Source organism: Pseudarthrobacter linnaei, assembly GCF_055412825.1.
In genome coordinates this window covers 22,450-35,620 of record NZ_JBVAYX010000034.1, presented here as the reverse complement: position 1 = coordinate 35,620, position 13,171 = coordinate 22,450, and the positions used below count along the sequence as shown (strand labels likewise).

Sequence of the window (13,171 nt, the reverse complement as noted above, 5' to 3'; positions counted from 1 at the left end):
GCTTCCGTGATGCGGTCATGCTGATCTCTACTTTCGGTAGACCCCCATTTTAAGGGGGCCCACTGTCCGAGATCTCCGCGGCAGCCCACACACCCCGGGGGTGCAGCGGCTGTCTACAAATATTGACCGCCTGGAGCGGCGAAACCCCGACACCACTGCCGCTTGCCGATTCTTGGCTCGGCGTTTAGCTGCCGTTCGTTTTTGCCTGATAATAAGAACTCGTGGCACCCCTCCCTTACGTCCTCCGCACTGTGAAGCCGCCTCCGCCTACGCTGGGTGATCTTGGCTTCGAGGCGATCATCCTGCGGGCCGACACGCCCTCGGGAGAAATTGAGGCGCTGTTCCGGGCCGACCGGCGGCTTCGGGCCGTTGTCATCGATGTCGGAGGGAATCATTCCCTGTTGACCCGGGACCAGCTTGATCACCGGATGACGGGACGGCTGGGCTACGGGCGGGCCTTGAACGCCCGCGCTTCGGCAGAAGCGTTGATGTCACACACCACCTTCAGGCTGCCGCCATCGCTGGATCTTCGGGCCGCCGCCGCCGCGCTGCTGGACCGACCCGAGGAAAGCAGATATCAGGATGTGCTCGTCACCGCAGAGGCCCCGCGCATCGTTCCGGTCTCAGAGGTCTTCGAAGGACTTTCCGATCTGTTCCGGCACGCCGCCCTCCATGACCCGCTGACCGGCCTGGGGAACAGGCGGGGGCTGGAAGAGTCAGCGCCAGCTCTCCTGGCCGGCAACGATTCATCCCGGACGGCAGCCCTCTACGTGGACCTGGATGATTTCAAGATCATCAACGACACCTTCGGGCATCGCTCCGGTGACAGCGCGCTCACCGCCGTTGCCGCCCGGCTTCAGGCCTGCACACGGCCCTCCGACACGGTCGCCCGGCTCGGCGGGGACGAATTCGCCGTGGTGCTGACCGACGTCGATGAGACCACGGCCCGTACCGTCGCTCACCGGATCCTCCGTTCCCTGGATGAGCCATTCCCCCATGACGGACACGAGCTCCGGCTCTCCGCCACCCTGGGCCTGGCCATGGCCAGCGATATCGACGCTGACGGGCAGGACCCCGGGACGCGTCTGGAATACCTCCTCCGCCACGCGGACGCGGCGATGCTGCAGGCCAAACACGAAGGCAAACGCCGGCTGGGCAGGATCGACCCCAGCCGCCCCACAAGCCGTTTCGCCCGCCAGGCCCTCATCCGCCGCCGCCTGCCCCAGGCCCTCAACAACGCAGGGTTCAGTCTCCACTACCAGCCCCTCATGGACATCCCCACCGGTGCATGTCTCGCTGTGGAGGCGCTGCTGCGCTGGGAAGACCCGGAACTGGGCACGGTCTCCCCGGACGAGTTCATCCACATCGCCGAACACACCGGTGAAATCCATGCCATCGGCCGTTGGGTCATCGACGAGGCCTGCACCCAAGCCCGGCGCTGGCTGGACGCCGGAACACCCCGGGCCATCTCCATAAATACTTCACCTCTGCAGCTGACAGCGGGAAGTTTGGTCACCGATCTCCAGGCAGCCCTGGGGCGGCACGGCGTTCCGACATCGCTACTGAACATCGAGATCACCGAAAGCGCAGCCATCGTGGATCTCCCCTCCGCCGCCGCACAGCTACGCACACTGATCCACGCGGGCACCGGGGTCGCCCTGGATGACTACGGCACGGCCTATTCCTCCCTTGCCCTGCTCCGGGAACTTCCCCTCACGGGGTTGAAGCTGGATAAGTCGTTCATCGACGCCATCGACACGGACCCCACCTCCGCAATCCTGGTAGCCAGCGTCATCGCCCCTGCCAAAGCCCTGGGACTGAGAACCACCGCCGAGGGCGTGGAACGCGAAACACAATTGGCTGTTCTGCGGGAACTGGGCTGCGACACCGCCCAGGGCTACCTCATTTCGCGGCCCCTGCCCGCGGCAGAGCTCGACCGCGCCTTGACGGCGAGAGAAGCGGCCGCCACGTGACCACAAGGACCCGGCACAGAACCTAACGGCCCGACCGCCGGGACTGGACTGGACTGCATCCATGGTGCCGCGTCCTTCCAGGCATCATGGATGCAGTCCGTAATCTGGCGTTGCCCAATCCAGCCGGCACACGCCTCGTGGGCAGGTTCAGTACTCTCCCTGAAAAGAAGCAGCGCAGAACCTGAAACTTCACGTAGCGAACAAATGCAGGTAACCGAGCCGGACCGTGGGCCGGATCGGCCACAGTGCCCTAAACGGCCGCGGCGGCTGCCACCCATCGTCTTTACGGCGACGCAGATTAGTACATCACGCAGAGTCCCGTTGAACCCGCGAGCGTCCTCGGCCTTCGAGACGGTGTGAGCTGCTGCGGGGATCTCTGGCCTGTGATTGTTAGCGGAACGTGGCGGTTAGATCGCAGCCCAGATGGCGGTTTCATCCCGTTAGAGGATCTACTGTCAACCGCTGCTCCTGTTGAATAGATCCACGAGGTCTGCCGGACCTCGTGGACTATTTGGCCAGGAACTGGATCAGTGCTTCGTTCCATTCCTCGGCGTGGCTTACGTTGCATCCGTGGGGGGCTCCGGTGATGACGCGCAGTTCACTCCCGGACAGGGTTGCGTGTGTGCGCTGACCGGATCCTTCGAAGGGTACGATGGCGTCGCCGTCGCCGTGGAGCACGAGTGCCGGAACGGTCACTTTGGGCAGGTCGTCACGGAAATCGGTGCCGCCAAAGGCGGCCATGCACGCGAGGGCCGCTTTCTTGTCCGCCTGCTTGCACAATGCGACGGCATCCTGGCGCTGTTGCTCGGTGACCTTGAGTTCTCCGTTGACGGAGAAGAACTTGCGGGTGAATCCGTCGTAGAACTCGTCCTCGTCCCTGGTAAGGTCCGCTGTCATCTTCGTGGCCGCGTCCTTGGTCAGGGGCCCTTCGGGGTTGTCGCCGGTCTGCATCAGGTAGGGCGGGACCGCGGACGCGAAAACGACGCTGCGCAGCCGTTCCGCTCCGTAGAGGCTGAAGTAGCGGGCTACTTCGCCGCCGCCCATGGAGAAGCCGACCAGGGTGACGTCATCGAGTTCCAGCTGCTCCAGCAGGGCGTGCAGGTCCTCGGTCAGCGTGTCGTAGGTATAGCCAGTCATTGGTTTGTCGCTGCGGCCGAAGCCGCGCCGGTCATACGTGATGACCCGGTATCCGGCCTCCTGAAGCGCCGGCACCTGGGCCTGGAACGCTTCCCCGGACAGCGGCCACCCGTGGATCAGGACCACCGGACGACCCGGCCCTCCGGTGTCATCCACATGCAGGTTGGTGTCCTTGAACAACCCGTGATGTGCAGTGATTTCAGTCATGACTCACCCTTCGATGCTCCTACCGTGCCGGATGGGGCCAGCCTACACAGACCGGAAGCAAGATGTCTTTCACATCAGAAAACTTCCTCCGGAGAACATGGACCCGGTCCGGGCCGGTTATTCCGCGAGTCCCCGTCGAGCAGTCCGTAAGGGCAGGGGTGACGAATAGAGTGTGTGGGGTAGTTTCCTGATGGACGCGCCGTCCGGCGTGCGGAGGGCACATCCCTGGGAAAGGGATTGTCATGAGAACGATCAATCGCATCCTCGCCGTAGCCGCCGCCGTGTCGTTGGCGACCATTACCGGATGCGCCACCCAGAAAGGAGCGCCCTCCGCCCCTCCGCCGGCAGCCAGTTCCCCTGCCCCGTCAGCTGACGGATCGGCCCCGGCCGGTGAGGCTGTCATCACGATCAGGGGCTTCGCGTATGAGGTCCCGGCGTCGGTGAAGCCGGGGGCGATGGTGACGGTGACGAACGCGGATAGCGCCCCTCACACCCTGACCGCCAAGAACGAGGGCGGGTTCGACGTTGAAGTCCCGAGCGGTGCAACGGTGAGCTTTAAGGCTCTGGATGCCCCGGGTGAGTACGGGATCATCTGCAGCTTTCATCCGCAGATGACCGGGACGCTGGTCGTGAAATGAACCGCCCAGAACTACAACTGACCAGACGGACGCGCGCCTTGTGGGTGCTGCGTGCCGGCGTCGCGGCCGGTCTGGTGGTCAGTGCCGTCATCCATGTCCAGCTCGCCCCGGGCTACCAGCAGGCAGCTCCGGGCGGTCTCGGGCAAGGGACCCTGTTTTTGATCCAGGCCGGAGCAGCGGCCCTGGCCGCGGTGTTCGTACTGCTCAAAGGTTCACGGACGGCTTTCGCGGCCGCCGCCGTGGTTGCGTTGTCGTCCCTGGGTGCGGTCATCCTGTACCGGTATGTCCAGGTCCCCGCTCTTGGTCCGCTGCCATCGATGTATGAACCGGTCTGGTATACGGCCAAGACCATCACGGCGGTCGCCGAAGCGGCCGCCGGGGCCCTGGCGGTGGCCGGGTACGCCCTGCTGCACAAGACCCGGCCTGAATCAGGGCCAGCTGCCAGGGGGCCCCGCCGCGGAGCTTCAACTGCTTGACCCGGGGCTGGGTTACCGGCCCGGGTCAGGCACCTCTGATGCTCGCTCGGCCGTGGGCTGGCCAAAAAATATGTGGTCCGGGCCACATTTTAAGCCATCCTTTGACGGTAGTGTTCCGAAGTACCGGTGTCCCTTTCCCGGGGGCGCCTAACATCACACGCGCGTGTATGAGGAGATTTATCACATGAATAAGACACTTCGCTTTATGGCAGTCCCCACCCTGGCCCTGGCCGCCCTGGCCCTGTCCGGTTCCCCTGCGATGGCAGCGGACCAGTCCTACCAGTCCACCCTGGGCCAGCTCAACGGCAGCAAAGGCTCGGGCACCATCACTGTTGATGTCAAGGGCAACCAGGCCCACGTTGTCCTGAAGGTCTCGGGCATGCCCGCGACCTTTATGGACGCCCCGTACCCGCACGTCCAGCACATCCACGGCGGAGCCCAGGGCGTCTGCCCGGCGCCCACGGCCGATAAGGACGGCGACCAAGTCGTCTCCACCACCGAAGGCGCTCCGTTTTACGGCGCAATCGCGACCACCCTGTCCACCAGCGGTGACACCAGCCCCGCAGCGGGCCTTGATCTTAAGGTCGGCGGGCAGGGCGCTGCCTACACCGTGGACCGCACGTTCGAACTGAACGCCGAGACCAAGGCAGCCCTGGACGCCGGCACCGCCGTTGTGGTCGTTCACGGTCTTGATCCCGCCACCCTCAGCGCCGCAGGGCAGGCCGCTAAATCCGATCTGGCCCCCACCCTTCCGCTCGCCGCCACCTCCCCTGCCCTGTGCGGGACGTTGAAGGCCGGGCAGATGAAGGTGCCGGCCGGCGGCGCTGACACCGGTGTCAGCCAGGAAACCGGTACCGACACCGGCGCCCTCGCCGTCGGTGGGGGCCTGGCCCTGGTCGCCCTCGCCGGTGGAGCCTACGTTGTCCGCCGCCGCACCGCCGGTTCAGCGGCCTAAGCACCGGCTGACCGGATCACTACTACTGTGAGAATCAGGAATCCCAGCCGCCGAGGGGGCCTCCGGGCTGCCACGGCGGCCGGGGTTCTGCTCCTGCTGGCCCTGTCTGGCTGCGGTGCAGGAAACAGCGGAACGCTGGACGTCGGCTCCCCACCTTCCGCTTCAGCGGTACCCTCCGCGGCACCCACCCCCGCCGCACCCAGTTCCGCAGTACCGATACCTCCCGCATCGAGTCCGGCTGCCGCGCCTGCCGTGGCAGAGCCCGCGGTGCTGACCCGATCCGAGCCGGTGACCCTGGAAATCCCGGCCATCGGCGTGCGAACCGACCTCCTGAAACTTGGACTCCGGGAGAACGGCTCCCTCCAAGTACCGCAGGACGCCGGCAGCGGAGCGCCCGCCAGCTGGTACAACGGCTCCCCCACTCCCGGAGAACGCGGCCCCTCCGTGATGCTGGGCCACGTCAACGCACTCGGCGGCGCCACAGGAGTTTTCGCTGACCTCCGCAATCTCACCCCCGGTACCGATATCAATGTCTCCCGGACCGACGGCACCCTCGCTGTGTTCACGGTCGACCACGGCGCACAGTACAGCAAGAACAATTTTCCAACCCTCGAGGTCTACGGCAATACCCCCGGCGCTGAGCTCCGGCTCATCACGTGCGACGGGTACGACCCCGCCACGAGGCTTTTCGATGACAATTACGTCATCTACGCAAAACTCAAAACCTGAACCACGGAACTCCCGCTCCATCCGGAAGCGGCAAATGGCGCGAATGGACTGGACATGAAACACCGAAAGCACACCCTGGTTGCGCTGGCCGCCACGTCGCTGATGCTCTCCGGCTGCGCAGCAGCCGCCGGATCCGTCGGGCTCGGCACCCCCGCGGTCGTTCCCTCGTCATCCTCAGCTGCCGCCGAATCAGGACACGCCGCCGGGCACAACCACGGCTCCTCCCCGTCCCCGGGCACGCCCCAAGCCCAAGGACCCAGCGACGCTGCCCTGATGGTGTGCGGGGACCAGCCGATGGACAGGCTCACCTCCATCCTGGATCTGGACTCGAAACCGCACACGGTCAATAACTGGGCCGACAGCACCTTCACCTGCACCTACCACCTCACAGAGGGTGCCTTGGAGATTTCCGTCAGGGAAGCAAAAGATCAGGCCTCTGCACTGAAATACTTCGACGCGATGCAGACCCTGGCAAAGGACGCCAAACCCATCGAAGGTCTGGCGAACCTGGGCTTCCCGGCCTACGAAACCGCCGACGGGTCAGCCGTGTTCCAGAAGGACAGCTTCGTCCTTCAAGTGGATGCCACCGACCTGCCAGCGACCCTGGGACCGGACAACATCACCAGGAATGCCCTGGCCTACCAGCTTTCGACCACCATCCTGGCCTGCTGGATCAAACACCCCTGACACACCCCCCGCCGCAGATCACTAGAGCAGGGCAGACGAAAGGTTTCATCATGAAGGCGAACACCAGAACACTCAGGGCTTTCGGACTGGCGGCAACAGTAGTCGTGCTGGCTCTGTCCGGCTGCGGCGCCCCCGCCACGTCAGGGTCTGGCACGACAGCAGCCCCGACAACGACGGAACGATCAGCCTCAGCCCTGCCTACCACCGCTGGACCTGTTCCCTCGACCTCCAGCCCAGGCTCTTCACCCGCAGCGGCTTCGGCGGAGATACTGATCAAGGGCTTCAAATACCAGGGCGCGGACACCGTGAGCCCCGGAGCGACAATCAGTGTCACCAACGAAGACATTGAAGCGCACACCGTAACCGCTGACACCGGTGCCGCGTTCGACGCCGCCATCAAAGTCGGCACCGGCACCTTCACCGCCCCGACCAAACCCGGGACCTACCCCTACCACTGCACCTTCCACGGCAACATGAAAGGCACCCTCACCGTGAAATGACACCTCGCGTGATTTGCCTGTCGGCAAAGTCATCTCAATCGCTGCCGGCAGGACCCTGCAGCTGCCGCAGGTTGCTGAATCCGTCGCGGGTACGGGACTAGACTGCGGAGACACTCAGGTTGAGGGCCGCTGCCACTTCCACGAAGGTCTGCCCCCCGAAGTACACCAGGACTATAGCCTGCGACTGGGCAGCGCTGATCATTTACTGGCTGCCCGGGACCTTCTCATCCTCGAACCTGCGCAGGCTCAGCTCCTCGGTCGAGTTCTGGCCCGGCGCCGTCGTCTCGCGGTGGTGCCGGGTGTCACGCTCCAGATGGTTTGGATCCCGCCGGACAACATCCACCACCCGGCGGTACGTCACCGACCCAATCCATCCCCTGCGCAACCGTCCTGCGGACGGCCGCGCACCGGATGCCTTGCGTTCGGCGCTGCGCTTATTTCCTCACCCAACCCATCCGCTGCTTGCCCTTCGGGTTGCCCCGGCTCCGTCGGGCACAGCTACGCGATGCTCCGCCAGCAGGCAAAAAACATGGTGGGGGAGAGGGAAGCCGGTACTCCAGGCAGCCGCCGCGCCCGAGCGAAACGGAGCATCATCTCATGAACACGACGACCATGACCCGCACGACAACGGCCGACACCGCCGAAACGGTCGCCGCCCCGGTCCTTCCCGCCGATGGCCGGGCAGGGGACGGGTACGACTGGATGGACACCCGCGAGGGCACCGCCTGGTCCGCGCTGCCGAACTGGGGCAGCGAAGGCTGGGACGCCGGAGCCTGGCCCTACATCATCTTCGCCGTCGCCCGCACCCGCGATGCGAACGGGGAACTGTTCGGCTACGGAACCTATGTCGAGGGCGATACCTCCACCTACTGGTTCCGGTCACAGGACGCCTGCTTCGAAGCTATCACCGCCGAGGTGTTCTTCCACTGGTCCTCCGGCCAGTCCGACGGCCCCGACAACCTACCCGCCACGGCCGCCGAACTGTCGCACACCGACCGGAAGCCATACCCCGGCTGGACGGACTAAAGCTCCTCGGGGTGTCCCGGCCGCCACCGGCCGGGACACCCAAAAGGCATGCCAACATCCGTTGACAACATCATTGAGATTCCTGCGGATTCTAGGCGTCCGCTCCAGCCTGTCTAGCCCCTCCTTCGTCGGGGCCTGCGGTGCAGGAAGTTCCCTCCGGCGCTCCTGCGTCGCTGATTTCCTTGAGGGAATTTCCGGCCCCTTGCCCTGCGGGTAGACAGGGCTCCGTCGGCCGCCGAGCAAGCGAGCTTGCCAGCAACCAAAAAACAACGGGGGGAGAGGGGAAGCTGGCCGGTCACCATTGGTCGCCCCACCCACCGGAATCCTCTGCAAAAGGAGCAACACCATGAACACCACACCCACCCTCGAAATGCTCGACCCGGCCACCCTGACCGTGGACATCAACGTGCGCAAAGACGCCGCCCTGACCGCCGATTTCATTGCCAGCATCAAGGAACACGGCGTGATGGAAGCCGTCATCGCCCACCGCAAGGACGACGGCGTGGTGCATGTCCTGATGGGCCAGCGCCGCACCCGCGCCGCTGTCGAAGCCGGACGCGCCAGTATCCCGGTGATGATCATCGAGTCCCCCGAGGAAGCCGAACGGATCGTGACCCAGGTCGTGGAGAACATCCAGCGCGCTGAACTGACCGAAGCGGACGAGGCCGACGCCTACCACCAGCTTTCCCTGATTGGCGTCTCAGCTGCCGCGATCGCGAAGAAGACCGGACGCACGAAGACCACCGTGGAGAGTGCCCTGAAGGCCAAATCCTCGAGCGCCGGATCCGCCGCCCTGGGCAAGGGGTACACGATTAAAGCGGCCCTGATTCTGGCCGAGTTTGCCACTGACGGTGACGCGGTGGAGGAGTTGGAATCGGTCATCGCCGACGAACCGGACATGCTCGCACACGTCACCCAACAGTTGCGGGACCGCCGCGACCGCGCGGCCGCCCTCGCGGCGCTGACTGCCGAGCTGGAAGCCGCCGGGACCACCGTGGTGGAACGGGCCGGATACGACGGGGACAGCGAAAACGTCCGGGTGTCCTCGCTGAACCGGGCCGACGGGGAACCGGCCACCGACGAGGACGCCAACGCCGTGCACATCGTCTCCTCCTACAACGGCCATCACTCCACCGTCCCGGTCGTGGCCGGATGGAAGGACCTCGGTTTCACGCTCCGGTACAGCGGCTACGGCGCGTCAGCGGCGAACAAAGGCCCGATGACGGAGGAGCAGAAGGCCGAGCGGAAAACCCTGATCGAAAACAACAAACTGATGCAGTCGGCTACTGTGGTCCGCCGTGACTTCGTGAAGACTCTGCTGGCGAAGAAACAGCCGCCGAAGGGATGGCAGCACTTCACCGTTCACGCCATCACCCACCATCCCGAAACGGCCAGCGGCTACGAGGGAACCGTCGCCGCCGAGATGGCCGGAGCCAAGACGGGGCAGACTTCGGACCGGTGGGGCTGGAACCCGTTGCGGGACCACGTGGCCAAGTCCACGGCACGGCCCGAGGTGTCCCTGATCGCGCTGGTCTGCGCAGGGTATGAGAAGACCATCGCCAAGGACTCATGGCGGTCCCCGAGCATCCGCCACATCGATTACCTGACCCGGCTCATTGCCTGGGGGTAAACGGCAAGTCCGGTCGAGCAGATCATCCTCGACAGCGCCCCCGCCCAGGAACACGCAGCCGCGTAAGAGCCCCTTGCCGGGCGGAGCCCCAGCCGCCCGGGAAGGCCCCCGGCCACTCAGCGCATGAGGGTCAGGAACGTTCCAGAGGTCGGGCGGTCCGCCGCACGGTGCGAACCACAGCTGCAACTCACCGGCGGCGGACCGCCGTTTGACGCGACCGCCAGGAACCACCCAGGTGCCGCGGCCCCGGCGATACGATGACACGTCGGCCGTTCAGCGCCGGTACAACATTCAGCTAAGCTGGATCACAGATTTCCTTTGTCCGAGGAGCAGAAAAGGACCGGCCACCAGGCCGGTCCTTTTCTGTCTAACCACACGCACCCGGACGGCAAACCGGAGACCGGCTCTATACCTGGGCGGTGCAGTTCCTACGGCTCAGTGGTTTCCCTTTGACTGTCTCCGAGCCGGCCCCCGCTCCTTACGGAGAGTGTGCACGGCCACCGCTTACCCAGGGGGACGTGCGATGGGGATGGTGACGTGGTGGTTGTGTGCAGACGGTCAGGTGGGGCCCATCGTCCCCATGTGTGCGGGAAAAGCCCGTAGGAAATAGCTTTTGCCGTGCCCATGTGGGCGAGGGGTTACTACTCGGAGACGCCCGCGACGGGAGTTGACTCTTGCGCGCCCTTCCGGCCCCGCGGACGCCCGCCGGCCTTCTTGGTCGGGGCGTCCAGTCCGAAGCCACGCAAGTCGGCCTGGTAGTCCTTGGCGTATTTCTGTTCCGCGGCGCCGAGCAGCTGCGCTGCTTCCTGAACCTCGACGCCGCTGGCGGCGGCCCTCTTGACGGCGTTCACTTTGGTGTCCCTGGCGGCGTCGATCTTGGCGGCGGCTTTAGCGGCAATGTCGTTGATATCCATACCGAAACCCTACCGACCATCACCGACACCCGAAAGCAGGTTTTCGGTGACCAAGCGCGAAAGGCGAAAAAACCATCAACGAAGACTGCCCGGAGCAAGCTATACACTTACGCGGGTGTAAGTGGCTTGTCGGCCTCGACACTGACGGTCGAGTGCGGCACACTGGTCAGTGTGGTCCCCGGTTCCGGGGTCGCTGCGCTGGGCTTTTGAAGGGATGGGAGAGTGCGTGACTGAGCAGAATGAGTCCCGTCCGCGCCTGTCCAAGCGCCGCCGTGAGAATTCGCCGGCGGGGACGAAGAAACGCCGCGAGGTGTGGGTCACCGTGGAGGAAGAAGCCGCACTCGTTGCCAGGGCCGAGCGGGAGAAGGTCACCGTCCCGAATCTGCTGATTTCCACAGCGCTGTCGGAGCACTCTGAATCACCGACGGAACGCCGCGCCATCGCGGCGGAATTGATGTCCCTGCACAATCTGCTGGCCCGGTCCTCGAACAACATTAACCAGCTCGCACGGCAGGCCAACGCGACCAGCGAGTTCCCCGCTGAAGCGCGTGAAGCGCTGGTGCACCTGCGGTCAGTGGCCATGCGTATTGACCGCACCATTGAGGGGCTGATGTAGGGATGATTCCGAACATCACCCGCGGTTCGCGCATGGGCGGGCTCATGGTTTACCTGGCATCGACCGATACCAACAAGACGAAGAACGCCCACTCCGATCCTCACCTGGTGGCAGGCGACGCTGCGATCATGGCGTGGTACGACGACGGTGTGCTGGACCGCGATGATGCGCTTGCTATTGCCAAGCATCTTGACCAGCCGAGCAGGGCATATGACGTATCGGTGCAGATCAAGGACATGCAGTGGGACGCGGCGAAGAAGGAGCGCGTTCACGTCGGTTACAAGGACGCCAGCGTGTGGCACTGCTCGCTGAGCCTGCGCGCCGAAGAGGGCGCACTGACGGATCAGCAGTGGGGTGACGTCGCCAACGATTTCGTGGACTCCATGGGCTTCACCGAAACCAGCGGAAAGGCCCGCTGCCGGTGGGCGGCGGTCAACCACGGCACGAGTGAGAACGGCAACCACCACATCCACCTGGCCGTGTCCCTGGTCCGCGAGGACGGCACCAAGGCATCCACCCACGGCGACTACAAGAAGGCTCAGGAATCGTGCCGTGAGCTGGAAGTTAAGTACGGGCTGGAACAGCTCTCCACCGTGCACGCCACCCGCGGTTACGACCGGGCCGAGAAGGCCACCGCCGTCCGGGACGACCGGGAAATGCACCGGTCCTCTTTGGCAAGGAAGGTTCGCGCCAGCGCCAGCGCCTCGGCCACCGAAGGGGAGTTCGTCCGGCGTGCCCGCGACACCGGCATGCTGGTCCGGCCGCGCTACGCGAAGGACACCACCGACGTCATCGTCGGGTACTCGGTAGCGGAGCGGCCCAAGCAGGGCGAGCGGCCCATCTGGTTCGGCGGCGGGACACTTGCCTCCGACCTGAAACTCGGTGCCTTGCGTGAAGAGTGGATGGACTCACCGCACCTGGCAACCGAAGCCGCAGCGGAATGGAACGCAGCGGCCCGCAACAGGCGCACCGTGTCCAGGACCGGCCCCGAGAAAGCGACACCGCCGGCGGAGGTCTGGGTGGAATACACCCGCAACGCGGCCGCCCTGGCTGACCAGCTGCGCACCATTCCACGGGATGATCACGCGACCTGGGCGAAGGCTGCACGGGACGTCTCCGGGGCGTTCGCGGCATGGTCCTGCCGGCTCGAACCGACCCCGGGGCCGCTGGCGGCCACCGCCGCTGAACTGTCCCGCACAGCCCAGCTCCGGGCACCACGGGAGCACAGCAAACCCGTGGCTCTGCCGTCGATTGCGGGAACCGCCATGTTGTTCATGGCCGCAGCAAGCAAGGACAAGACGGCCGCGCAAACGGCCCTCATGGTTCAGCTGATCAACACCGCCTTCGCCGTCTATGAAATGCATCAGCAGTCAGGACGGAGCCGGGAGGCACAGCGCATCCGTGCAGTGGTCGAGCAACAGCTTGCCCCGTTCACCGGCACCATGCCCAAGGCCGTGCTGGTGGGTGCAGAACCGCAGTCGGCGACGGAGGCAGCAGTGCCGCCCAGGGCCATCGATATCGCCCGGCGCGGGATGGTCCCCCTCCGCCCGGGATCAGCAGTGCCCTCAACGCCAACACCGGCGACGCCGGCTAAGACGTACCAGCCCAGCCGACGCGATTCCGGGCCGGGCCTGGACAGATAAGACTCACACCACTAGTGCAAGGGGATTCTCAATGACAAAG

General features: G+C 65.0%; 14 protein-coding genes and 1 pseudogene. 11 read left to right on the top strand and 4 right to left on the bottom strand.

Annotated features, from left to right (window positions below):
• Positions 1 to 221: 221 nt before the first annotated feature.
• Positions 222 to 1,973, top strand: coding sequence for a putative bifunctional diguanylate cyclase/phosphodiesterase (locus ACZYZ3_RS18450; protein ID WP_463965245.1), 1,752 nt, complete (start codon positions 222 to 224; stop codon positions 1,971 to 1,973).
• A gap of 507 nt (positions 1,974 to 2,480) precedes the next feature.
• Here the strand turns inward: ACZYZ3_RS18450 and ACZYZ3_RS18445 are convergent.
• Positions 2,481 to 3,317, bottom strand: coding sequence for an alpha/beta fold hydrolase (locus ACZYZ3_RS18445; RefSeq protein ID WP_463965244.1), 837 nt, complete (start codon positions 3,315 to 3,317; stop codon positions 2,481 to 2,483).
• A 242-nt stretch (positions 3,318 to 3,559) separates the two neighbouring features.
• Here ACZYZ3_RS18445 and ACZYZ3_RS18440 point away from each other — a divergent pair, with 242 nt between their 5' ends.
• From ACZYZ3_RS18440 to ACZYZ3_RS18415, 6 genes are all read left to right on the top strand, one after another.
• A complete protein-coding gene (locus tag ACZYZ3_RS18440; RefSeq protein WP_463965243.1) occupies positions 3,560 to 3,955 on the top strand; it encodes a cupredoxin domain-containing protein in 396 nt (131 codons plus the stop codon).
• A complete protein-coding gene (locus tag ACZYZ3_RS18435; protein WP_463965242.1) occupies positions 3,952 to 4,431 on the top strand; it encodes a hypothetical protein in 480 nt (159 codons plus the stop codon). Before ACZYZ3_RS18440 ends, ACZYZ3_RS18435 begins: the two co-directional genes overlap by 4 nt.
• Positions 4,432 to 4,615: 184 nt before the next feature.
• Entirely contained in the window at positions 4,616 to 5,386 is a 771-nt protein-coding gene (locus ACZYZ3_RS18430) for a hypothetical protein (RefSeq protein ID WP_463886346.1), read from the top strand.
• A gap of 252 nt (positions 5,387 to 5,638) precedes the next feature.
• Positions 5,639 to 6,115 (top strand): sortase domain-containing protein, encoded by a 477-nt coding sequence (locus ACZYZ3_RS18425; RefSeq protein ID WP_463965241.1) that lies wholly within the window; start codon positions 5,639 to 5,641, stop codon positions 6,113 to 6,115.
• A gap of 54 nt (positions 6,116 to 6,169) precedes the next feature.
• Positions 6,170 to 6,802, top strand: a complete 633-nt coding sequence (locus ACZYZ3_RS18420) for a hypothetical protein (RefSeq protein WP_463965240.1) — start codon at positions 6,170 to 6,172, stop codon at positions 6,800 to 6,802.
• 50 nt (positions 6,803 to 6,852) lie between these two features.
• Positions 6,853 to 7,302: a cupredoxin domain-containing protein gene (locus ACZYZ3_RS18415; protein WP_463965239.1), complete on the top strand. Its 450-nt coding sequence runs from the start codon at positions 6,853 to 6,855 to the stop codon at positions 7,300 to 7,302.
• Between the two features lie 97 nt (positions 7,303 to 7,399).
• On the opposite strand, the gene ACZYZ3_RS18410 is transcribed toward ACZYZ3_RS18415, so the two are convergent.
• Both ACZYZ3_RS18410 and ACZYZ3_RS18405 read right to left on the bottom strand, forming a co-directional pair.
• On the bottom strand, positions 7,400 to 7,504 hold the full coding sequence (locus tag ACZYZ3_RS18410) for a sigma factor-like helix-turn-helix DNA-binding protein (protein ID WP_463965238.1): 105 nt from the start codon (positions 7,502 to 7,504) through the stop codon (positions 7,400 to 7,402).
• Positions 7,505 to 7,663: a hypothetical protein gene (locus ACZYZ3_RS18405; RefSeq protein ID WP_463958038.1), complete on the bottom strand. Its 159-nt coding sequence runs from the start codon at positions 7,661 to 7,663 to the stop codon at positions 7,505 to 7,507.
• Between the two features lie 236 nt (positions 7,664 to 7,899).
• Here ACZYZ3_RS18405 and ACZYZ3_RS18400 point away from each other — a divergent pair, with 236 nt between their 5' ends.
• A complete protein-coding gene (locus ACZYZ3_RS18400; RefSeq protein WP_463965237.1) occupies positions 7,900 to 8,328 on the top strand; it encodes a hypothetical protein in 429 nt (142 codons plus the stop codon).
• A gap of 346 nt (positions 8,329 to 8,674) precedes the next feature.
• Positions 8,675 to 10,024, top strand: a pseudogene (locus ACZYZ3_RS18395) (ParB/RepB/Spo0J family partition protein).
• A gap of 575 nt (positions 10,025 to 10,599) precedes the next feature.
• Here the strand turns inward: ACZYZ3_RS18395 and ACZYZ3_RS18390 are convergent.
• Complete coding sequence (locus ACZYZ3_RS18390; RefSeq protein WP_463965236.1) at positions 10,600 to 10,872, bottom strand: hypothetical protein; 273 nt, start codon at positions 10,870 to 10,872, stop codon at positions 10,600 to 10,602.
• Positions 10,873 to 11,098: 226 nt separating this feature from the next.
• Here ACZYZ3_RS18390 and mobC point away from each other — a divergent pair, with 226 nt between their 5' ends.
• A complete protein-coding gene (mobC, locus tag ACZYZ3_RS18385; RefSeq protein ID WP_463965235.1) occupies positions 11,099 to 11,488 on the top strand; it encodes a plasmid mobilization relaxosome protein MobC in 390 nt (129 codons plus the stop codon).
• A gap of 2 nt (positions 11,489 to 11,490) precedes the next feature.
• Complete coding sequence (locus ACZYZ3_RS18380; RefSeq protein ID WP_463965234.1) at positions 11,491 to 13,131, top strand: relaxase/mobilization nuclease domain-containing protein; 1,641 nt, start codon at positions 11,491 to 11,493, stop codon at positions 13,129 to 13,131.
• Positions 13,132 to 13,171 lie beyond the last annotated feature (40 nt).